The following is a 20,733-nucleotide window of genomic DNA, read 5'->3' on the forward strand; positions in this document are numbered from 1 at the left end:
CGGCCCTTCATTTCCTTGTGGTCCGCTCTCAGGACTGGCTGGCGAGCCAGATCTGATAATAGCGGGCGAGCTGGTCGCGCGGGGCGCCGCTGACGGCCTTCAGCGCCGCTTCCGCGCCAGCCTTGTCGCCAGCCTTGGCCAGCGCATGGCCGAGTCGCGTGTTGGCGGCTGCAACGTCCACGCTGCCCTTCTGGATGGCCAGCCGGTACATGTCGGCGGCCTTCGCATAATCCCCATAGCCGAGGAAGGCGTCGCCGGTGGCATAGGCCAGGCGGCCGTTCTTGCTGGTTGCAGCTTCCTTCGCAAGGCCGGCGAGCGAAGCCTTGTCGGCCGCGATCTTCGGGTTCACCTGGGCGAGAAGATCCCGGACGACCGGCTTGGCGGCCTGAAGCGCGCCCTTGGCGATGCCTTCGTCGAGCACAGCCTTGGCTTCGCCCGGAAGGCCCCGGATGGTGGCGGTGTCGGCATATTCGACGAAATCCCGCTCGCCGGCCAGCGCGCCGTTCAGGCGCATCAGGCGCATCACGTCGAGGTTGGTCTGGTCGTCGATCTTGGTGCTGTCACGGTAGATCAGAAGCACGTCGCGCCAGTTGGTCGGGTTCGGGTGCGCCTTCAGCAGGGCCTCGCCGGTGGCGATGGTTTCGGCGCCGAGCTTGCCATCATAGGCGATGGCGAGCGCGCGGCGGTACCATTGCTCGTCGGCCTTGGCACCATTGGTTTCCGACGCCGCGATTGCCTTGTTGATCTTCTCGATCGCCATCTTCGGCTGGTTCTGGCGGCGATAAAGCTCCGCCACTTCGACCATCAGCTGACTGTCGTTCGGGGTGAGGGCGAGAAGCCGCTCGAACTGCGCCAGGGCGGCCGGCGTGTCGTTGCGCTGCAGCGCCATGGCGCCGAGATTGCGGATGAACTTCGGGCGCTCCTCGGCCGGAAGCCGCTCGGACGCCAGCGCGCCTTCGAGCGCCTTCTCGAGCAGCGCATTGTCCTTGAGGTTGATGGCCGAATTCAGCGTCAGCATGTTGATCATGTATGCGTCGTCGGCATTCTTGTTGGGCAGGGCGTCGGCCTGCTGCAGCAGCGCGACCGCGCCGGCATGGTCATTGCCCTGCTGCGCCTTCTGCGCCTGCGCCAGAAGCGATTGCACCGGCTTCGTGAACTTGAAACTCGGCGCCTTGCTGCCTTTTTGCGCCAGGGCCGCTTCCGGCGCGCCGACCATCAGAAGGGCCGCAAGCATTGCGGCGGAAGCACGCCCGATGAACTTATTCATGCCTGTTCTCTCCTCTCGACCCGTAGCGAGGCACGGATGCGTTGAACGGTCGTTCCATACGCCATGCCCGGTTTCGGAATGCTGAACGCGCTCCTCGCACCCGCCGCGCGCCATCGTCAAGCCGCTGGCAGGCGGTTCGGCGCTCGGGAAGGGCGGCGGGGCGATGATGCCCCGCCGTCATCACCCAATCATGAAAGATCAGGCCAGGTCGTAGAGTTCCTTGAAGCCCGACGGCGCGTGCGGCCCCATCATCATCTGCTCGAGCACGCCACGCCCCTTTTCGATGCTGCCATCGGGCAGCCGCAGTTCGGCGGCGCACAGGCCCTGGATGTGCACGTTGGAAAAGGCGCCGATGTCCGCCGCACGGCAGTCGAAACGCTCCGTCTGCACATCGAGATCGCCGCGCCATGCGCCGTGGCCATATTGCGGGTGCGTGTAGCCGATTCCGTGCATCTGGAAATTCTGGTCGATGGACAGATGCACCTCGAGCGGGCCGCCGGGCGCATCGGCGGCCAGAACGGCGGAGGTGGCGCGCCGGCCACCGGGCTGGAGATCCAGCTTGAAGCGCGGGTTTGCCAGCTTGGTTTCCGCCCCCGAGGCGAGGTCCACGAGCACCGCGGACCGGTTCCAGGGCACGCCCTCGGCATCGTCGTTGGTGTGGAAATAGAGCGCATGGCGTTCGAAGTTGAGCGGCGCCCAGAGCCAGAAGAACTGGGGATCCCGCACCGGCACCGGCGGTTGCGGATCGGCGGCCCCGATCTGGCGCACGCCCCAGCTGCGGTCACGGGTGCCGCGCCAGCCGGAGCAGTCACGGCGCACGCCATCCACCGTGACATGGCCGCTGATGGCGACATTCTGGGTCATCCTGGTCACGTCCATCAGGGTGCGGGGGCCATGCCGCCAGATGAAGCGCGGTTCCTCGATCGGGTGATGGCGGCCTTCGAAGAGCAGGTCGGCCGAAAGCCCGTCCGTCTCGGCGAGGCGCACGCGCACCCGCTTCAGCGGCTCGACGATCTCCACCGAAAGCGGCCCGACCTGGGTGTCCATGCGCTCCATCCCGAGCAGGCGGGACACGAACACCGAACGCTGCACGCCATTCTCGAGCCAGCAGAAGGCCCCGTCCATCACGTTGAGGTGCGGATAGACGCCGAGGGCGCCGCCCATGAAGCGCGTGCCGTCAGGGCTTTGCGCGTTGAAGAAATAGCGATCGTAGAAGTTCCGGTCGGTTCCGGCATAGGCGATCGGCTCGGATGTCTGGTGAATCGGATAATCGTCGGCCTTGGTCAGCATGTCCCTCGGGCTCCTGAATGTTTCTCCCGCCCTTATGCTGCGGCCCGCCGCCGCATCCTGTAACCTCTCGATTCTGGTCGATTCTGGCGTGCCGGGATTTTCCCGCGACCGGCAGAGACTTTTCCTGCGGGCTGGCAGAGCCGGCGCATCGCCGCTATGGCCTCGGCCCATGACGTCAGAACCATCCAGTCCCCCGCGCCGGAACAGCTCCGGCGGGGAAGCCCGCCAGCGGCGCTCGGCCGCGCGGCTGGCCGCTGTGCAGGCGCTTTACCAGCAATCCGTGTCCGGCACCCATATTGCGAAACTCCTTGCCGAGTTTCACAGCCACCGGCTGGGCGCCGTGACCGATGCCGAGGAAGGCGGCGACCGCCTCGCCGAAGCCGACCGGCCCTTTTTCGATGACATCGTGTCCGGATCGCTGGCGCGGGTCGACGAGCTCGATTCGCTCATAACGAGCTTTCTCGGCAAGGGTTGGACACTGTCCCGGCTGGACCGGCTGATGCACCAGATCCTGCGCTGCGGCGCCTATGAGATGGTCGCCCGGCCGGATGTGCCGCGCGCGGCCATCGTCTCGGAATATGTGGATGTGGCCCAGGCCTTCTATCCGCGCGCCGAAACCGGCTTCGTCAACGCCCTGCTTGACAGGCTTGGCCGCAGCGTGCGCGAAGAGCCGGAGCAGGCGGGCTGAGGCCAGGAAAGCCGGAAGGGAGGCCAGGGCTGGACATCGAGACCGCGCTTCTGGAGGAACTGCGCCGGATTGCGCCGCACCCGGCCGCGCGCGGGCTGATGGACGATGCCGCCGTTCTAGACTGGCCATTGGGCGACCAGCTCGTCGCCACGCACGACATGCTGGCCGAGGGCGTGCACTTCACGCCCGATTGCCCGCCGGCCGATGTCGGCTGGAAGCTGGTTGCCGTGAACCTTTCAGACCTTGCCGCCATGGGCGCCCGCCCGCGCGGCGTGCTGATGGGGGCGGGCCTCGGAAGCCGGCAGGGCCTGGACTGGGCGCAAGCGCTTCTGCGCGGCATGGACGAGGCGCTTCGTGCCCATGCGACTCCGCTTCTGGGCGGTGATACGATCCGCACCGGCGATGGTGCCGTCCTCGGGCTGACGGCGCTTGGCTCGGTGCCGGCCGGGGCTGCCCTTTCGCGCGGCGGCGCAAGGGCGGGCGATGATCTCTGGGTTTCCGGCACCATTGGCGATGCCGGCCTCGGGCTTGAAGTGGCGCTTGGCAGGCGCCCGGCTGGCAATGGCGGCGCGGCGCTGCTGCGCCGCTACCGCCGGCCGGTGCCGCGGCTGGCGCTGGGGCTGGCGCTCAGGGGCGTGGCGTCGGCAGCCATGGATGTATCGGACGGGCTGCTGATCGATTGCGCCCGCCTGGCAGCGGCTTCCGGCCTTGGCGCCTTCCTCGACAGCGCCGCCATCCCGCTGAGCGATCCGGCGCGGGCGAGCGGCGTTGCCGTGGCAGCACTGGCTGCCATGGGCGATGATTATGAGCTGCTGTTCGCCGCGCCCCCGGCCGCGCGCGGGGCTGTGGCCGAAGCTGCCGCCAGCGCGCGTGTTGCCGTTTCCCGCATCGGCCAGCTTGCGCCCGGATCGGGCCTTCTGCTCGATGGGGCGGAACCTTCGGCCATGGGCTATCGCCACAGCTGACCACAACGGCTGATCGCCGCACCTGACCGCTGGCCGGCAACCGTTCGCCGCGGCTTGCGCACCCCCTGTCACTTTGCCAAGCTCTGCCCATGGCGCAGGCCCGGGAGGGGCCGGACGCCATGTCAACAAGGCACGACCCGGTTCGTGCCGGAACGATAAAGGGGTGAGGGACCAATGGATCATGTCCTGGTTGCCATAGGCTGCGGCATAGCCGCAGTGCTCTATGGCCTTTTCGCCACGCGTTCGGTGCTGGCGGCACCGGCAGGCAATGCCCGCATGCAGGAAATCGCCGCCGCCATCCAGGAAGGCGCGGGCGCCTATCTCAGGAAACAATATGGCGCCATCGCTATCGTCGGCGTCATTGCGCTGGTGGCGGTCTATGTGTTTTTCGGCATTTATCCGGCAATCGGCTTCGCCATCGGCGCCATTCTTTCGGGCGCCACCGGCTTCATCGGCATGAACATCTCGGTGCGCGCGAACGTCCGCACGGCCGAGGCGGCGCGCCACGGATTGCAGGCCGGCCTGACGCTCGCCTTCCGCGCCGGGGCCATCACCGGCCTTCTCGTGGCCGGCCTCGCGCTTCTGGCCATCACGGTCTATTTCCGCGTGCTGACCGGCCAGCTCGGCCTTGCCTTCGATGACCGTGTGGTGATCGACAGCCTTGTCAGCCTGGCGCTTGGTGCGTCGCTCATTTCCATCTTCGCGCGGCTTGGCGGCGGCATCTTCACCAAGGCGGCCGATGTCGGCGCCGACCTTGTCGGCAAGGTCGAGGCCGGCATCCCCGAGGATGACCCCCGCAACCCCGCCGTGATCGCCGACAATGTGGGCGACAATGTCGGCGACTGCGCCGGCATGGCCGCCGACCTGTTCGAGACCTATGTCGTGACTGTCGGCGCAACGATGGTGCTGACTGCACTGCTTATCGGCGGGCCGAACCTCGAGGCGCTCATGACCCTTCCGCTGCTGGCGGGCGGGGTCTGCATCCTCACCTCGATCCTCGGAACCTTCTTCGTGAAGCTCGGCACGTCGAAGAACATCATGGGCGCCCTCTACAAGGGCTTCATCGTGTCGGCCGTGGCATCGGTGCCGGCGCTCTTCCTCGCAACCATGCTCGTCTTTCCCGACATGGGCGTGGTGCTCGGCGGGCAGGCGGCCGACGGCTCGGGCGGCTTCACCGCCATGGACCTCTTCTGGTCGATGATGGTTGGTCTTGTCGTCACCGGCCTGATGGTCTGGATCACGGAATATTATACCGGCACGGCCTACCGGCCGGTGCGCTCCATCGCCCGTGCGTCCGAGACGGGGCATGGCACCAACATCATCCAGGGCCTTGCCATCAGCCTTGAGGCGACAGCGCTGCCCACGCTCGTGATCTGCGTGGGCATGATAGTCGCCTACCAGTTCGCGGGTGTCATCGGGATCGGCTTTGCCGCCACCGCGATGCTGGCGCTGGCGGGCATGGTCGTGGCGCTCGATGCCTATGGGCCTGTCACCGACAATGCCGGCGGCATTGCCGAAATGGCCGGCCTCGAGGGCGAGGTGCGGGAGCGCACCGATGCGCTCGATGCGGTGGGCAATACGACGAAGGCGGTGACCAAGGGCTATGCCATCGGCTCGGCCGGTCTGGGCGCTCTTGTGCTGTTCAACGCCTATACGGCTGATCTCTCGAAGTATTTCGAGAATCTCGTCGTCGATTTCTCGCTGTCCAACCCCTATGTCATCGTCGGCCTGCTGCTGGGCGCGCTGTTGCCTTATCTGTTCGGTGCCATGGGCATGACGGCGGTGGGCCGCGCGGCGGGTGCCGTGGTCGAGGAAGTGCGCACCCAGTTCCGCAACAACCCGGGCATCATGGAGGGAACCTCCAAGCCCGATTATGCGCGGACTGTCGGCCTCGTCACGCAGGCCGCCATCCGGGAAATGGTGGTGCCTTCGCTGCTGCCCGTGCTGGCGCCCATTGTGGTCTATTTCGTGATCACGGCGGTTGCCGGCCAGGCCAATGGCTTTGCAGCCTTGGGCGCCCTGCTGCTGGGGGTGATCGTTTCGGGCATCTTCGTCGCCATCTCGATGACATCGGGTGGCGGCGCCTGGGACAATGCCAAGAAATACATCGAGGACGGCCACCATGGCGGCAAGGGATCGGAAGCGCATAAGGCAGCCGTGACCGGCGACACCGTGGGGGATCCCTACAAGGATACGGCAGGCCCTGCCGTGAACCCGATGATCAAGATCACCAACATCGTGGCGCTGCTGCTTCTGGCTGCACTCGCCGCGCATTGATCCGGCGGGCCTGCACAGCAGGCCCCGCCACATGAAACCACATGGAAAAGGGCCTGCCGGGATATGCCGGCAGGCCCTTTTTCCTGTTCCTGTAACGTGTATCCCGGCCTTGCCTTACTGCGGGCCGCCGCCAGGCGCCGCGCCGACTGTGCCGATGTTCCCGAACAGATCCTCGAGGAAGGTCGCCTCGCGGCCGGCGGTCGGCGTCTTGTCGGAATGGGGAGAAAGGGCGACCACCTGCTCCATGCCGCGCTTTTCAACGGCGGTCACGGTGCCGTCAGGCCCGAAGCGCACGATCAGCACGCTCTGGTCCCTGGCGACCGGCCGCGCGAAGGCAAGCTGGCGGGTGTTGCGGGAAATATAATACCAGACATCATTGTCCCACTGGGACGTTGCCGTCGGCCGGCCGAGCGACCGTTCGACCGACTGCCTGTTGTCGATCCCCGGCTGGACCGATGCGACCAGTTCCTGATCCGCCACATAACCCTGGTTGTTCATGATGCGCGTGCAGGCCGAAGTGCCCGCCAGCGCGCCCAGAAGCAGGACGGGCAGGAGCAGCTTGCGGGACGGAAGGCGGATAGGGGCGGTCATTAACTCTCCATCATCAGGCGGCCCTTCATGAAGCAGGGCGCGGCTGAACGCACGCTTGCGGGGCGGGCGCATGGCCGCCATATGCGCTTCTTGATGTAGCAGCGCAAGCAAGCTGCCGGCACTTCGTCGCAGCCCTACGCGCCCGGATGATCGCGGATTCCGACCATGTCCTTCCTGTCCAGATTGCTGAAACCCGCCCCGCCACCGCTTTCGGCCCTTTGGGGCTGGATCACGCGCACCGCCCGCGACACCGGCTGGTATCTCGACCATGGCGTCGCCGACACGGTGGATGGCCGCTTCGACATGGTCGCGCTGGTCACTGCGCTGGTGCTGCTTCGGCTGGAATCGGAAGGGCTGGTGGGCGAAACGGCGATCCTGACGGAACGCTTCGTCGAGGACATGGATGGCTCGCTGCGGGACATCGGCATCGGCGACATGGTGATCGGCAAGCACATGGGCCGGGTGATCGGTGCGATGGGCGGCAGGCTGGGCGCCTATCGCGCGGCATTGGCGCAAGGCGCGCCCGAGGGGGCGCTGGCCGATGCGCTGGCGCGCAATGTCTATCGCGCTGCCCCGCCCGAGGGGGCGCCCGATGGGCTTGCCGCTTCTGTGCGCCGCCTGAAGGCGGCCCTTGACGCCGTGCCTGCGGGCGATCTGCTCGCGGGGCGCCTGTCCGCAGGATATGCCCGATGAGCAGAAACCCGGAATTCAGCGTCCGCATGACCCTCGACCGGCTGCCCGGCCAGCCGAAGGAACAGGCCCTTGTCGCCGGCCCGGAAGCGCGCGCCGCGCTTGCCGAACGCTTCGGCCTCATCGCCATCGACCGGCTCGAAGCGACGCTTGCCGTCAGCCGCCATGGGCGCGGTGCGCGCGTTTCGGGCCGGCTCGTGGCCGATGTGGTGCAGCGTTGCGTGGTTTCGTCAGAGCCTGTGCCGGCCCATGTCGAGGAAGCGCTGGACCTGCGCTTCGAGCCAGAGGCCGAGATCGACCCCGGAACGGAGCTGGAACTGGAAGAGGATGCGCTTGACATCCTGCCGGTGGAGAATGGCGGCATCGATCTTGGCGAGGCGGTCGCCCAGTCGCTGGCCCTTGTGCTCGATCCCTATCCGCGCGCCAGCGACGAAGTGCTGGCGCGGGTGCGTGCCCACCTGACGACGGAGGAGGAAGCCGCTGCGGCCGAAGAGGCCGAGAAGGCGCGCAACAACCCCTTCTCCAGGCTCCGGACTCAATGAGAGAAGGGCAGGGACCGGGCCAGCCCATTCCGGTTTCCACCACCATCTTCGAGCATATGTCCGCCCTTGCGGCACGGGCGGGCGCCATCAACCTCGGGCAGGGCTTTCCCGATTCCGCCGGGCTGGATTCCGTGCGGCAGGCCGCCGCCCGCGCGATTGTCGACGGGCCGCACCATTATCCGCGCATGCGTGGAACCGATGCGCTGCGGTCGGCACTGTCGGGCTTCTATGCCGATACACAGGGCCTGACATTCGACCCGGCCAGCGAGATCGTCGTGACCAGTGGCGCGACGGAGGCGCTGGCCTCGGCCATTCTCGCCCTGCTGGCGCCGGGTGACCATGCCGTGCTCATCGAGCCGGCCTACGATGCCTATGCCCCGCTGGTGCGTCGGGCCGGCGCCGGCCTTTCCTTCGTTCGGCTGGCGCCGCCGGACTGGCGGCTGGAACGCGCCGCGCTGGAAGCGGCCATCACACCTTCGACGAAACTGCTGATCGTGAACGACCCGGCAAACCCGACGGGCCGCACCCTCGATGCCGATGAGCGCGCCATCATCCGGGATGTGGCGCTGGCGCATGGCCTCGTCATCCTGGCTGACGAGGTGTGGGAGGAGGTGCGACCGCCGGGAAGCGCCCATGTCTCGCTCGCCGCCGACACGGCGCTTGCCGGGCGCGTGGTCAAGATCGGGTCGGCCGGCAAGATCTTCCAGCTGACGGGCTGGAAGGTCGGCTGGGCGCTTGCCCCGCAGCCGCTGGCCGCCCGCATCGCGGCAACCCACCAGTTCCTGACCTTCACGACCGCTCCCGCCCTGCAGCAGGCCGTGGCCGAGGGGCTGTCGGCGGAGCGGGCCTGGCTGGAGCGGATGCGCCACGACATCGCCGCAGGCCGTGCCTTTCTGTCGGACGGGCTGGCACGCGCGGGCTATCATCTGCTCCCGTCGGGCGCGACCTGGTTTCTCTGCGTCGATCTCGCGGCATCGGGCATCCGGCTCGACGACCGGGCGTTCTGCGAGCGGATCATTGAAAGCCATGGCGTCGCTGCCATACCGGTTTCCGCCTTCTTCGAGGGCGCGGATGCCCCGGCGGGCGTCGTGCGTTTCTGCCACGCGAAATCCCGCGAGACGCTGGATGCGGCTGTCAGCCGCCTTGCCGAGGCCCGCCGGGCGCTCGCCTGAGACCGGAGCGGCGCCTCAGAAGTCGGAGCAGATTCCGTTCACTTCCCAGTCGCCGTAGCGGGTCGGTTCCGGGCCGGCGCGGCCGCCGACTTCGCCGGCCGTCGCCCCGGCGCTGGTATCATCCTCTTCGCGGCTGTCCTGTTCCCGGCCCTCCGGGGCCGGCCGGGTGGATTCATCCTGCGCGGGGCTTTCACCCTCATGCTTTTGGCGGGTCTCTTTTCCTTGCATGGGCCTGTCACTAGCATGCCACGCGGGAGAGTGTGAACAACAAGGATAAGGGGTGAGACAATGCGTGATCTGAAGGGCAAGGTAATTGCCGTGACCGGTGCCGGAAGCGGCATCGGCCGCGCCCTGGCGCTGGGCCTCGCACGGCGCGGCGCAACCGTCGCCATGACGGACAGGGATGCGGCAGGGCTGGCCGAAACCGGGCGAATGCTTGGTAACTACCCGCACAGCCAGCATGTTCTCGACGTGACCGACCATGATGCGCTGAAGGCATGGGTCGACGGTGCGGCGGAAGAGTTCGGCACGCTGGACGGCATCATCAACAATGCCGGCCTGTCCGTCATCGCGCCGTTCGCGGACACCCCGCGCGAGGATTTCGCCCGCGTCATGGCGGTCAATTTCGATGCCGTGGCCGAAGGCTGCCGGCTCGCCATCCCCCACCTGCGCAAGCATGGCAGTGGCTGGATCGTGAACATCTCGTCCGTCTTCGGCATGATGGGCTATCCCAGCCAGAGCGCCTACAACGCATCGAAATATGCAGTGCGCGGCCTGTCTGAAGCGCTGCACATCGAAATGGGCCAGACTGATCCGGGCATCTGCGTGATTCGTGTCCACCCTGGCGGCATCAAGACCAATGTCGCCCGAAACTCGAAGCTGATCGCACATTTCCCCGGCTCCGATCCATCGGCCGACCATGCCGCCGAGTTCGAGAAGAATGCGCGCACCACACCCGAGGATGCCGCCGAAACGATCATTCGCGGCATGGAAAGGGCGCAGCACCGTGTGCTGATCGGCCCGGATGCGCGCTTCATCGACTGGATGGTACGGCTTTTCCCCGTCACCTACATGAAGCGGATCGGCACCTTTCTGGGGGGTGGCTCGAAATAGCCTGCGCCGGGCGTTGAATTTCCCGAGGGTTCCGCCATCTAGACCAGCATGAACCGCATTCGCACCTTCATGCTGATGGCGGCCATGGTCGCCCTGTTCATGGGCCTCGGCTTCATGCTGGGCGGCCGTGGCGGCATGGCTGTGGCGCTCGCCATCGCGCTCGCCATGAACTTCTTCGCCTACTGGAACTCGGACAAGCTGGTGCTGCGCATGCACCGGGCCGAGGAAGTGGGGCCCGACCATAGCCTGTGGCGGATCGTGGCCCCGCTGGCCGAGCGCGCGCAGCTGCCGATGCCGCGCGTCTATATCGTGGACCAGCCGCAGCCCAATGCCTTCGCCACCGGCCGCAACCCGGAGAATGCCGCAGTCGCTGCAACGACAGGGCTGCTCCGCATGCTGGACAGGGACGAGGTGGCGGCCGTGATGGCGCATGAACTGGCCCATGTGAAGAATCGCGACACGCTGGTGATGACGGTGACGGCAACCCTTGCCGGCGCCATTTCGATGCTCGGCAATTTCGCCTTCTTCCTTGGCGGGAACCGCCAGAACAATTCGAATGCCCTCATTGCCCTTGTGGCGATGATCGTCGCACCGGTCGCTGCGGCGCTGGTGCAGATGGCGATCAGCCGGACCCGGGAATATGGCGCGGATGCCATGGGGGCCGAGATCAGTGGACAGCCCCTGAAGCTCGCCTCGGCGCTGGCGAAGCTCCAGGGGGCAGCGCAGCGCATCCCCAACCCGGTTGCCCAGGCCAATCCAGCGGCGGCTTCCCTCTACATCATGGGGCAGGGCGCAGGCGGCGTTCGCGACAGCTTGTTCAGCACGCACCCGGCAGCCGAAAACCGGATCGCGGCGCTTGAAATGCTGGCCGATACCCCGCTGGCTCCGCGCGGTGGGGGTAGTGTTTCCGCGCGGCCTGATGCAGGCTACCCGGCCCGCCGGCCAAGCGCGCTGGGGCTTCCCCGCAAGCCGGACAAGCGCAATCCCTGGGGCTGAGCGGCCCCCCGCCCGTGTGCGGCGGGAAGGTGGCGTGCCGGGCCTGCCCGCGCGCCAGGCAGCCGTGCGCCTTCTGCACGGGGTCACGGTGCTGGGCCGGGCGCTCGACCCGATGCTCGATGCCGCGCTGAAGGGGCTTGAGCCGAGCGACAGGGCGCTGGCGCGTGCGCTCGTCGGCGGGGTGTTGCGGCATATGCCGGGCCTTGATTCGCTGATCGATTCCGCCTGCAGGCGGCCGCTCCCGCCCGACGCGCGCGCCCGGCTGGCTCTGCGCGTGGCGCTTGCCGGCAGGCTGCTTCTCGATACGCCGCCCCATGCGGCCATCGCCACGACCCTGCCGCTGCTGGAAGGCGGGCCGCGCCGGCTTGCCCATGGCGTGCTGTCCACCCTGTTCCGGGAACAGGCGACCCTGCCCGAACCCGCGCTGCCCGATCCTTGGGGCGAGCGCTGGGCGAAAGCCTGGGGGCCTGATGAAGCGCTTGCTGGGGCACGCCGGCTGGCCACCATTCCGCCGACCGACCTGTGCCTCGCGGATACGTCTGCCACCGATGACTGGTGCGCCCGGCTGGGCGGGGTTTCGCTGATGCCCGGCCATGTCCGGCTCGAGGGTTCACATTCTGTCGAAGCGCTGGAGGGCTTTCAGGAAGGCGCCTGGTGGGTGCAGGACATTGCCGCCAGCCTGCCCGCGCGCCTGATGGGGGATGTGCGGGGCCTGCGCGTGCTTGACCTGTGCGCGGCGCCGGGCGGCAAGACCATGCAGCTGGCTGCTGCCGGTGCCGATGTGACGGCCGTGGACATCAGCGCCTCGCGGCTGAAGCGGCTGAGGTCCAATCTGGAGCGGACCGGGCTATCCGCGCATGTGGTGGAAGCGGATGCGAGGACATGGGCGCCCGATGCGCCATTCGATGCCATATTGCTCGATGCCCCCTGCTCGGCGACAGGAACCTTTGGCCGGCATCCTGATCTCCTGTATCTCAAGGGCCGTTTTGATCTCGGCCCGCTTCTGGCGCTGCAGGCGGATCTGCGGGCGCGCGCTGCCGGCTGGCTGAAGCCGGGTGGCAGGCTCGTCTATGCCGTCTGCTCGCTGGAACCGGAGGAGGGTGAGGCGCATGCGCCGCCGCCCGCTCTGACCCCCGACCCGGTGCAGGCGGGCGAATTGCCTGACGGCCTTGTCCCCACCAGGGAAGGTGCCGTCCGCACCCTGCCTTCGCTTTGGGGGGAAGCGGGCGGTGCGGACGGCTTCTTCATCGCCCGTTACCGGGCGACTGGCTGACTTGCCCGGGGGAGGAGCGCGGGCAATCAGGATCGGGCAGCGAGGTTCAGCGGCAGCGGGCGTTGCCGCGGTCGATTTCGCGGCCGATGATGGCGCCAAGCGTACCACCGATCACACTGCCGAGGCGCTTGTCACCCTGCTGGGCAAGCACATTGCCGAGCGTTCCGCCTGCCAGTGCGCCCACGATCACGCCCGTCGTGCCATCGGAGCGGCGGCAATAGACGTGGCCTCTGTCACCCCAGTAATAGTTGCTGTTCACATTCCGGGGGTAGGCGTTGCCGTAATAGACCGGCTGGCCCACGCCATAGCCGTTGTTCCAGCGGCTGTTGTTCGTATAGGGCACCGAGGATGCAGGCCCGCGCCAGTTGCTGTTGCGGCTCTGATAGCGATAGCGTTCCCGTTCACGCTTCTTGTCGGCGCGCACGCCATCGCGATAGCCACGCTGATAGGCCCTTGCATTGTCGCGGCGATCGTCGCGCCATTCGCGCCTGTCGCCCCGGTCGTTGCGGTCACCGGCAAGGGCCGGTGTCGCGAGGGTCAAGGTAGCCAGCCCGGCAGTGATTGCGATCAGTCCTGTCTTCATGGTTCCGGTCCTTCCCGATTGGTTCGCACATCATGCGATGATTCGGCTGACAGGTTTCTGAAGTGCGCGTTCATCTGCCTGTCATTCAACGGCGGAAGAGACCGGCCGGGCGCGACAGCTGCGGGCCGCGATGCTAGGGGTGCATCATGCTTGGATCAGGCCATAGGCTGAAAGGCCATTTGCTGAAGGGCTTGGGAATGGCCGCCGGCCTTGCGGTCGCCTTTGCCCTCTTTGCTGGCACGGGAAACAAGGGCGGGCCTGAACCCGGGGTCGAATCGCTTGCCCTTCTTGCCGAGCCGGTTCCCCTCGACCGGCGCGATCCCCGCGCAGACAGGGTCGGGCGGCTCAGATATCTGGGCGGTCTGGAGCTGCGCGCGGCCGAGCCGCGTTTCGGTGGCATTTCGGCGATGCTGTGGGAGCCGGCGTGCGGCAGGCTGCTGGCGATCAGCGATGCCGGCGCCTGGTTCATCCTGGAGCCACGCGAGGCGGGCGAGCGGCTGACAGGCATTTCGTCTGCCTTCGTTGCCGATGTGCGCGGCCCCGGCGGGCAGATGCCGGTTTCAAAGCGGACCGCGGATTCGGAAAGCCTTGCCCGTGACCGGGAAGGCGGCATCTGGGTCTTTTACGAGCAGGATCATCGCGGCGAGCGCTTCGAGGGCATCAGCGCCTGCCAGCCCGAGACGCTGTCGCAGGCGCCGCACCGCCGCTGGCTGGTTCCCGACAGCCACGCCTGGCCGGCCAATGGCGGGATCGAAGCGGCAGCCGCCGGCGCAAATGGCCTGCTGCTGTTGACGGAGCGCGTGCCGGGCGCGCTGGGCGGCAGGGCAGGGCTTGCCGGGCAACCGGGGGAGCCGATGCAGCCCTTTTCCTACCGCCCGCCCAAGGCGCATCAGCCGACAGCGATGGACCCGCTCGACCCCGGCGGAGAGGATGGACGCATGCTGGTGCTGCACCGCCGTTTTTCGCCGATGGCAGGTGTTTCGGCCAGCCTTGCGCTTGCCCGAATTGACGGCAGCGGCGCAGCCGTGGACCATGAGGAAGTGGCGCGCCTTTCGACACCCATGACGGTGGACAATATGGAGGCTGTCGCCGTGCGTGCGGAAGGCGCGCGCCGCTTCGTCTATCTGGCCTCCGACAATAATTTCAGCCCGCTGCAGCGCACGCTGCTGATGAAGTTCGAGCTGTTGCCGCCGGAATGAAGCCTGCCCAAAGGCATGGCGGGATGCAGGCAGGCGGGTGGCAGACATGCGGGTTGCAGACATGGCAAAACGCCCCGCAAGCGGGGCGTTGAAGCCGGGCCGGTCAGGCCGGGGCTGTGCCCGGCCGGAGCCGGGCGCCGCGGGATCAGGCGGTGGCTTCGGAAGCCTTCTTCGCCACTTCGCGCTTCAGGCGACGGGCGCGGAGGCTGAGGCTCTCGTCGCGAGTCTTGAGCAGCCAGTTGTCCAGACCACCGACATGCTCGACCGAGCGCAGGCCGTGGGTCGAGACGCGCAGGCGAACCGAGCGGCCGAGCGCTTCCGACATCAGCGTCACATTCTGCAGGTTGGGCAGGAAGGTGCGCTTGGTCTTGTTGTTGGCATGGCTGACATTGTGGCCGATCTGCCGACCCTTGCCCGTGATTTCGCAAACGCGCGACATGTGACGTTCCTCGAGTTTGAAGCGATGCGGCTGCCTGCCGGCAAACCGGAAAATGAGCGCGGGCCATAGCCTTGGGGCGCTCCTCAGTCAAGCATGGACAGGGGCTTTCCCTGCCTGCCTGTCCCGCAGGCTTCCGCAGACGGTGTTCCGGGGCCCCGCACTGTCCGGCCCGGTTATCGGAGTTCTGCGTGTGTCTGTGCTGGACCGGCGGCAGAAGCCATGCCAATAAGGCCAGGTGCCAATATATGCCATACATTGCATCGACAAGCCGCTGCAGCAGGAATTGCGCGCCGCCACGCGGCCGGACCATCTCGCCTATCTGGAATCGGCGATCAGCCAGATTCTGGTGGCCGGGCCGCTTCTCGATGACGAGGGCGCGCCGATCGGCTCGATGATCCTGATGGAATTCCCCGACAGGCGCTCGGCCGTCGATTTTGCTGCCAATGATCCCTATTCGCGCGCCGGCCTGTTCGCCAGCGTCGCGGTCACGGTCTGGCGGCAGGTTCTTCCCCGGCCGGACTGACGGACCGCCAGCCCTGGCGGGCGGGCCCATCGGCAGCCTGGCTTGCGCCGGGCTCCCGATGGCGTCTCCGGTTGAAACGCGGGCCTAGTCCAGCGCCGAATAGATGATGGTGCGCAGTTGCCGCCGGACAGGCCAGGTGGAGGAAGGCAGCAGCTGGGTGAGGAACAGCACTGTCAGATCTTCGGCAGGATCCACCCAGAAGAAGGTGGAGGCGGCGCCGCCCCAGAAATAATCACCGTTGCTTCCGGCGATCATGGCCTTGTGAAAAGCCGTGGTCATGGCGAAGCCGAGGCCGAATCCGATTCCTTCATAGGCGGCTTCCGAGAAGGCCGAGCGTGAGGCCTGCGGCAGGTCCGCGCCGCCGGGCAGGTGGTTGGCCGTCATCAGCTCCAGTGTCTTGCGGCCGATGAGGCGCGGCTTTCCGGAGCGCAGGGCCTCGGCGAAGCGCAGATAATCGGCCGCAGTCGAGACGAGGCCGCCGCCGCCCGAGATGAAGCTCGGCGGCTTCAGGAAGCCGGAGCCTGAGGCTTCGTCCTGCACGTCCATGCCGCCGCCGCGCGCGGGTTGGTAGCAGGTGGTGAAACGGTGCCCCTCTCCATCGCGAACGTGAAAGCCGGTATCGACCATGCCGCAGGGGCGGAAGATGCGCTCGGCCAGGAAATCCTCCAGCGGCATGCCGGAGATCACCTGCACCAGCCAGCCGACGACATCGGTGGCGACGGAATAGTTCCACGCCGCACCCGGGGAAAATTCCAGCGGCAGGGTCGAGAGCAGGTCGATCATGCGCTCGAGCGTCATGTCGCCTTTCTCGATCTCGCCGATGCCAAGGCGGCGGTAGGCGGCATCGATATTGGTGTTCAGCTGGAAGCCGTAGGTAAGGCCCGCCGTGTGGCGCAGAAGGTCGATCACCAGCATCGGGCGGTCAGGCGCGGTCGTCATCCAGCCGGTCTTGATCGTGCCCGACTGATAGACCCTGAGATTTTTCCAGGAAGGGATGTAGCGGTGAACCGGGTCATCCAGCTGCACGAGGCCATCTTCCACCAGCATCATCAACGCCACCGACACGATCGGCTTGGTCATGGAATAGATGCGGAAGATGCTGTCTTCGGCGATGGGCCGCCCGCTGGCGATATCGGCATGGCCCTGGACCGAGCTGTGCACCTCTTCGCCACGGTGCAGCACCTTCACCAGCGCGCAGGGCAGGCGATTCGTGTCGAGATAGGCCTCCTTCAGGAAGCTGTCGATCCTGGCGAGGCGGTCGCGATTGAGCGGCATCGTGTCTGAAAACTCCCCTTTGCATCCCCGGTCGGAAATGGCTAGCAGCCAAGCACAGGACTGGAAAGCTGCGGAAACCTCCGGTGAGGGCAGGTTTATCCGGGAAGGGCGGCTAGCTCAGCGGTAGAGCATCTCGTTTACACCGAGAGGGTCGGGGGTTCGAAACCCTCGCCGCCCACCAGCCTCCTCAAGCCGGCCTTCACGGTGTTGTTGCAGTGCAACACTCCGCTGCAATCGGCGGCTGCGGGCCAAGCTTCATCCGCATGCCTCCTCTTCGTAACAAAATTGTCGTATTTGGCCAGCATTAGCCGCTGCATGCTCATGCAGCATCCATGCTCGATGCCATGAGTGTTACGAACTTTTTTGCATTTCCAGCAGGATGGTGATGATGATCAGATTGTATTCCGGGTCGGCGCTGGGTGCGCTTGCCCTCTCGATGGCCTTTGGCGGAAGCGCAAACGCCCAGTCCACCGGCACGATGGACTTCGATTCCACCATCATCGTCACCGGCTCCCGCACCAGCGAAGGCATGGCCGGGGTCGTCCTGCCCGACACCACCAAGGCAAAGGCAGCGCTCGATGCCGAGATGATCCAGCGGCAGCGTGCTGGCGCCACCATCCTCGACACCATCAACCTGCTTCCGGGCGTGAGCTTCCAGAACAACGACGGCTATGGCTCGGCCGGCGGCACGCTCAGCATCCGGGGCTTCTCCGCAGATCGTATCTCCCTGACGTTCGACGGCATTCCGCTGAACGACACCGGCAACTACGCGATCTATTCCAACCAGCAGCTCGATCCCGAACTGATCGAACAGGTCAATGTCAACCTCGGTTCAACCGATGTCGACAGCCCGACGGCCGCCGCATCCGGCAGCACCGTGAACTACCGCACGCGCAACCCGCGCGAGGATCTGGGTGTCCAGGCGTCGCTTTCGGTCGGGGAATATGGCTATTGGCGCGTCTTCGGCGTGATTGACACGGGCGTCATCACGTCGTTTGGCACCCGTGCCTATGTCTCGGCTGCGCGCACCAAGAACGAAGTGCCGTTCAACAACATCGGCATGATCGACAAGCAGCAGTACAACGCCAAGATCTATCAGCCCATCGGTGACAATGGCGACTTCGTTGCGATCTCGGGCCATTACAACCAGAACCGCAACAATTTCTTCGGCTCGGTTGCCCTGCGCAAGGATCGCGACGTGCCCAGCGGGTTCCCGGAAACCCGTGATGATCGCTTCTATTATGTCGCGGCATGCTCCACTGAAGTTCCCGCGACGCCGGGCGTAGCCGATGCCGCCAACAGCTGCGGTTCGACGTTCGACGAGCGCATGAACCCTTCGAACACCGGGAATGTGCGGATCAACTCGCGTTTCACCCTGGCCGATGGCCTGGTGCTGACCGTTGATCCCAGCTTCCAGTATGTGAAGGCCAATGGCGGCGGCACGGCTGTCGGTCGCGAAGGCCTGCGCGATGTGGCGCCGGGCGCTGCCATTCTCGAGCTTCCGGGTTATCTGGGCGGCTCGCCCTATTTCGGCCGCGACCTCAACGGCGATGGCGATCTCCTCGACACCGTGCGCGTACTGGCACCCAGCCAGACCCAGACCCGCCGCTATGGCGTCATTGCCTCGCTGCGTTACGAATTCAACGACCAGCATGCCCTGCGGGCGTCCTACAGCTGGGATTATGGCCGCCACCGCCAGACCGGCCAGGTTGGATTCCTGAACAACGATGGATCGGCTGTCGATCCGTTCCCCGTGAACGATCCGCTTGCGGATGTGACCGGCACTGTCCTGCAGAAGCGGGACCGGCTCTCGAAGGCCATTCTCAATCAGGTGTCCGGCGAATATCGCGGCAAGTTCTTCGATGATGCGGTGACCTTCACGGCTGGCCTGCGTGCGCCCTTCTTCAGGCGCAACCTCAACAACTACTGCTTCACCACTTCGGTCACCGGCTTCGTTGACTGCTTCGGCGACAACCCCGCCGCCAATGACGCCTATGCGGCAGCCAACCCGGCCGTGCAGGGACCGCAGCAGCGCGTCTACAATTATGATAAGCTGCTCCCGAACCTTGGCTTCACGGTGCGCGCAACCGACAATGTCACGGTTTTCGCCAATTATTCCAAGGGCCTCCAGGTTCCGGGAACGGATGCGCTCTACAATGCCTTCTTCTTCTCGCGCGATCAGGAAGAAGCGAAGCCGGACCCGGAAACGACCAACAACTTCGACCTTGGCCTGCGCTATTCCAGCAGCCAGTTCCAGGCACAGGTCTCCGGCTGGTTCACGCGCTATCAGGATCGCCTGGCCTCGGCCTATGACCCCGAACTGGATCGCAGCATCTACCGGAACCTCGGTGAAGTCGACAAATATGGTATCGACGGAAGCATCACCTACAGCCCGATCCGCGAGCTGGTCTTCTATGTCTTTGGTTCCTATCTGAAGTCGGAGATCAAGGAAGATGTTCAGCTTGGGCCGAACAGCTTCGCCCCGACAAAGGGCAAGCGGGAGTCGGGTGCGCCGGAATATACTTTCGGCGGCCGGGTGCAGGGTGAAATCGGCCCGGCGACCCTCGGCGTGCAGGCGAAGCGCACTGGCAAGCGCTGGATCAACGACCAGAATCTGCCGCTTGCCGTGTGGGGCTCGGCAACGGTTCCGGCCTATACGCTCGTGGACCTCGACGCCCGCATTTCGCTCGATGACGTGACCTTCCTGCGGAACAGCTACTTCCAGCTGAACATCACCAATGTGTTCGATAAGCTCTATGTCGGCGGCTTCGGCGGCAATCTGAGCGAAACCGCAGTGCCGTTCGTGCAGATCGGTGCGCCCCGTACCATCAGCGCTACCGTGGTCGTCGGCTTCTGATGATCGCTTCCGTCCCTTGCGCCGATGCAAGGGGTGGCTGAATGAAGACCCCGGCCGGGCTAGTCCAGGCCGGGGTTTTCCATCCGCGGCTGATGCCGCATTTCGTTGCACTCCGGCCTTGCTTGCGCTAGCCGCAGCCTGGCTTTGCCCCCGTGGCGGAATTGGTAGACGCGTGCGACTCAAAATCGCGTGCCGCAAGGCTTGCCGGTTCGAGTCCGGCCGGGGGTACCATGTGCATCATCGAGTATGCACATGAGAGTTATTCGCAAAAACTGCTGGATCAGCTTCCTGCCTTCGTGGCATCCCTTGCTTGCGGAAAGGAAAGCCAGCCATGCGACAGATCGCCAAGACAGGAACCTACTGGGTCACGCACATCATCGTCGCGGTCACGCTCGCCTGGGCGCTGACGGGCAATCTGGCGGCCGCCATGGCGATCGGCCTGCTTGAGCCGACCGTGCAGGCCGTCGTCTTCTATTTTCATGAAAGGCTGTGGGAGCGTCGCCGCGATACCGTCGGCGATGCTGGCGCGCTCCCGGCCTGAGCATCGGCTCGCGTCTGAGAATCAGCCCGAAGCTGCGTCCGTCACGATCAGCGGGGTGCCTTCCAGCGTGCGCTGGACAGGGCATTTCGCTGCCACCTCGACAAGCTTGCGGCGCTGTTCGTCCGTCAGCTCCGGGCCGGTGATGCGGATGGTCTTGGTGAAGACATCCTGACGCGGGCTTGATGCGCCTTCGCCGCCCTTGCGGTGCGTCATGGTCACCTCGACATGGTCCAGCGGCCATTTCTGCTGGATGGCATACCAGCGCACGGTCATGGCCGTGCATTCGCCCAGCGCTGCCGTGAGAAGGTCATAAGGCGCCGGCCCGGTGTTGCCGCCGCCAAAGTCCAGGGGCTCGTCGCCAACCAGGTCGAAGCCCGAAACGCTGATGGCGACAGCATAGGGTGACAGGCCCGTCTCGCGGATTTCGGCGGTCGTGAGGTCTTTTGCCATGG

General features: G+C 66.0%; 21 protein-coding genes and 2 tRNA genes. 15 read left to right on the top strand and 8 right to left on the bottom strand.

Annotation, left to right across the window (positions count from 1 at the left end; translation table 11 throughout):
* Nucleotides 1–28: 28 nt before the first annotated feature.
* Both ACUJ46_RS04585 and ACUJ46_RS04590 read right to left on the bottom strand, forming a co-directional pair.
* Nucleotides 29–1,267, bottom strand: coding sequence for a hypothetical protein (locus ACUJ46_RS04585; protein WP_445389252.1), 1,239 nt, complete (start codon nucleotides 1,265–1,267; stop codon nucleotides 29–31).
* 198 nt (nucleotides 1,268–1,465) lie between these two features.
* Nucleotides 1,466–2,557: a hypothetical protein gene (locus ACUJ46_RS04590; RefSeq protein WP_445389253.1), complete on the bottom strand. Its 1,092-nt coding sequence runs from the start codon at nucleotides 2,555–2,557 to the stop codon at nucleotides 1,466–1,468.
* Between the two features lie 169 nt (nucleotides 2,558–2,726).
* Between ACUJ46_RS04590 and nusB the strand changes: the two genes are divergently transcribed.
* The 3 genes from nusB (at nucleotide 2,727) to ACUJ46_RS04605 (ending at nucleotide 6,487) form a co-directional block, all read left to right on the top strand.
* Nucleotides 2,727–3,245 (top strand): transcription antitermination factor NusB, encoded by a 519-nt coding sequence (nusB, locus tag ACUJ46_RS04595; protein WP_445389254.1) that lies wholly within the window; start codon nucleotides 2,727–2,729, stop codon nucleotides 3,243–3,245.
* A gap of 68 nt (nucleotides 3,246–3,313) precedes the next feature.
* On the top strand, nucleotides 3,314–4,210 hold the full coding sequence (gene thiL, locus ACUJ46_RS04600) for a thiamine-phosphate kinase (protein ID WP_445389535.1): 897 nt from the start codon (nucleotides 3,314–3,316) through the stop codon (nucleotides 4,208–4,210).
* A 174-nt stretch (nucleotides 4,211–4,384) separates the two neighbouring features.
* Nucleotides 4,385–6,487 carry a sodium-translocating pyrophosphatase gene (locus tag ACUJ46_RS04605; RefSeq protein WP_445389255.1) on the top strand — a complete coding sequence of 701 codons (2,103 nt, stop codon included), beginning with the start codon at nucleotides 4,385–4,387 and terminating at the stop codon, nucleotides 6,485–6,487.
* 114 nt (nucleotides 6,488–6,601) lie between these two features.
* On the opposite strand, the gene ACUJ46_RS04610 is transcribed toward ACUJ46_RS04605, so the two are convergent.
* On the bottom strand, nucleotides 6,602–7,078 hold the full coding sequence (locus ACUJ46_RS04610) for an outer membrane protein assembly factor BamE (RefSeq protein ID WP_445389256.1): 477 nt from the start codon (nucleotides 7,076–7,078) through the stop codon (nucleotides 6,602–6,604).
* A gap of 165 nt (nucleotides 7,079–7,243) precedes the next feature.
* Here ACUJ46_RS04610 and ACUJ46_RS04615 point away from each other — a divergent pair, with 165 nt between their 5' ends.
* The 3 genes from ACUJ46_RS04615 to ACUJ46_RS04625 are packed head-to-tail and all read left to right on the top strand — an operon-like array spanning nucleotide 7,244 to nucleotide 9,482.
* Complete coding sequence (locus ACUJ46_RS04615; RefSeq protein ID WP_445389257.1) at nucleotides 7,244–7,771, top strand: ubiquinol-cytochrome C chaperone family protein; 528 nt, start codon at nucleotides 7,244–7,246, stop codon at nucleotides 7,769–7,771.
* Nucleotides 7,768–8,310, top strand: a complete 543-nt coding sequence (locus tag ACUJ46_RS04620; protein WP_445389258.1) for a YceD family protein — start codon at nucleotides 7,768–7,770, stop codon at nucleotides 8,308–8,310. The genes ACUJ46_RS04615 and ACUJ46_RS04620 overlap by 4 nt, the downstream gene beginning before the upstream one ends.
* The gene (locus ACUJ46_RS04625; protein WP_445389259.1) at nucleotides 8,307–9,482 is read left to right on the top strand and encodes an aminotransferase class I/II-fold pyridoxal phosphate-dependent enzyme; all 1,176 of its coding nucleotides are present in this window, start codon (nucleotides 8,307–8,309) and stop codon (nucleotides 9,480–9,482) included. The genes ACUJ46_RS04620 and ACUJ46_RS04625 overlap by 4 nt, the downstream gene beginning before the upstream one ends.
* Nucleotides 9,483–9,497: 15 nt before the next feature.
* On the opposite strand, the gene ACUJ46_RS04630 is transcribed toward ACUJ46_RS04625, so the two are convergent.
* Nucleotides 9,498–9,710, bottom strand: a complete 213-nt coding sequence (locus tag ACUJ46_RS04630) for a DUF1674 domain-containing protein (RefSeq protein WP_445389260.1) — start codon at nucleotides 9,708–9,710, stop codon at nucleotides 9,498–9,500.
* A 60-nt stretch (nucleotides 9,711–9,770) separates the two neighbouring features.
* Between ACUJ46_RS04630 and ACUJ46_RS04635 the strand changes: the two genes are divergently transcribed.
* The 3 genes from ACUJ46_RS04635 to ACUJ46_RS04645 are packed head-to-tail and all read left to right on the top strand — an operon-like array spanning nucleotide 9,771 to nucleotide 12,864.
* Nucleotides 9,771–10,595, top strand: coding sequence for an SDR family NAD(P)-dependent oxidoreductase (locus ACUJ46_RS04635; RefSeq protein WP_445389261.1), 825 nt, complete (start codon nucleotides 9,771–9,773; stop codon nucleotides 10,593–10,595).
* Nucleotides 10,596–10,643: 48 nt separating this feature from the next.
* Entirely contained in the window at nucleotides 10,644–11,591 is a 948-nt protein-coding gene (gene htpX / locus ACUJ46_RS04640; protein WP_445389262.1) for a zinc metalloprotease HtpX, read from the top strand.
* On the top strand, nucleotides 11,515–12,864 hold the full coding sequence (locus ACUJ46_RS04645; RefSeq protein WP_445389536.1) for an RsmB/NOP family class I SAM-dependent RNA methyltransferase: 1,350 nt from the start codon (nucleotides 11,515–11,517) through the stop codon (nucleotides 12,862–12,864). The genes htpX and ACUJ46_RS04645 overlap by 77 nt, the downstream gene beginning before the upstream one ends.
* Nucleotides 12,865–12,910: 46 nt before the next feature.
* Here the strand turns inward: ACUJ46_RS04645 and ACUJ46_RS04650 are convergent, their stop codons facing one another.
* Complete coding sequence (locus tag ACUJ46_RS04650) at nucleotides 12,911–13,447, bottom strand: glycine zipper 2TM domain-containing protein (protein WP_445389263.1); 537 nt, start codon at nucleotides 13,445–13,447, stop codon at nucleotides 12,911–12,913.
* A gap of 197 nt (nucleotides 13,448–13,644) precedes the next feature.
* Here ACUJ46_RS04650 and ACUJ46_RS04655 point away from each other — a divergent pair, with 197 nt between their 5' ends.
* Complete coding sequence (locus tag ACUJ46_RS04655) at nucleotides 13,645–14,646, top strand: esterase-like activity of phytase family protein (RefSeq protein WP_445389264.1); 1,002 nt, start codon at nucleotides 13,645–13,647, stop codon at nucleotides 14,644–14,646.
* 145 nt (nucleotides 14,647–14,791) lie between these two features.
* On the opposite strand, the gene rpmB is transcribed toward ACUJ46_RS04655, so the two are convergent.
* Nucleotides 14,792–15,085 carry a 50S ribosomal protein L28 gene (gene rpmB / locus ACUJ46_RS04660; protein WP_445389265.1) on the bottom strand — a complete coding sequence of 98 codons (294 nt, stop codon included), beginning with the start codon at nucleotides 15,083–15,085 and terminating at the stop codon, nucleotides 14,792–14,794.
* 235 nt (nucleotides 15,086–15,320) lie between these two features.
* Here rpmB and ACUJ46_RS04665 point away from each other — a divergent pair, with 235 nt between their 5' ends.
* Nucleotides 15,321–15,608, top strand: a complete 288-nt coding sequence (locus ACUJ46_RS04665; protein ID WP_445389266.1) for a YciI family protein — start codon at nucleotides 15,321–15,323, stop codon at nucleotides 15,606–15,608.
* A gap of 84 nt (nucleotides 15,609–15,692) precedes the next feature.
* Here ACUJ46_RS04665 and ACUJ46_RS04670 read toward each other — a convergent pair whose 3' ends face one another.
* Nucleotides 15,693–16,883, bottom strand: coding sequence for a serine hydrolase domain-containing protein (locus tag ACUJ46_RS04670; protein WP_445389267.1), 1,191 nt, complete (start codon nucleotides 16,881–16,883; stop codon nucleotides 15,693–15,695).
* A 106-nt stretch (nucleotides 16,884–16,989) separates the two neighbouring features.
* Between ACUJ46_RS04670 and ACUJ46_RS04675 the strand changes: the two genes are divergently transcribed.
* The 4 genes from ACUJ46_RS04675 to ACUJ46_RS04690 all read left to right on the top strand — a co-directional run bounded on the left by ACUJ46_RS04675 (nucleotide 16,990) and on the right by ACUJ46_RS04690 (nucleotide 20,281).
* Nucleotides 16,990–17,064 (top strand) — tRNA-Val (locus ACUJ46_RS04675).
* Nucleotides 17,065–17,268: 204 nt separating this feature from the next.
* A complete protein-coding gene (locus ACUJ46_RS04680) occupies nucleotides 17,269–19,740 on the top strand; it encodes a TonB-dependent receptor (protein ID WP_445389268.1) in 2,472 nt (823 codons plus the stop codon).
* Between the two features lie 146 nt (nucleotides 19,741–19,886).
* Nucleotides 19,887–19,971: transfer RNA gene (locus ACUJ46_RS04685), tRNA-Leu, on the top strand.
* 100 nt (nucleotides 19,972–20,071) lie between these two features.
* Nucleotides 20,072–20,281: a DUF2061 domain-containing protein gene (locus ACUJ46_RS04690; protein ID WP_445389269.1), complete on the top strand. Its 210-nt coding sequence runs from the start codon at nucleotides 20,072–20,074 to the stop codon at nucleotides 20,279–20,281.
* Nucleotides 20,282–20,302: 21 nt separating this feature from the next.
* Here the strand turns inward: ACUJ46_RS04690 and ACUJ46_RS04695 are convergent, their stop codons facing one another.
* Nucleotides 20,303–20,731, bottom strand: a complete 429-nt coding sequence (locus ACUJ46_RS04695; RefSeq protein WP_445389270.1) for an OsmC family protein — start codon at nucleotides 20,729–20,731, stop codon at nucleotides 20,303–20,305.
* Nucleotides 20,732–20,733: the final 2 nt, after the last annotated feature.

Source organism: Sandaracinobacteroides sp. A072 (assembly GCF_052616365.1).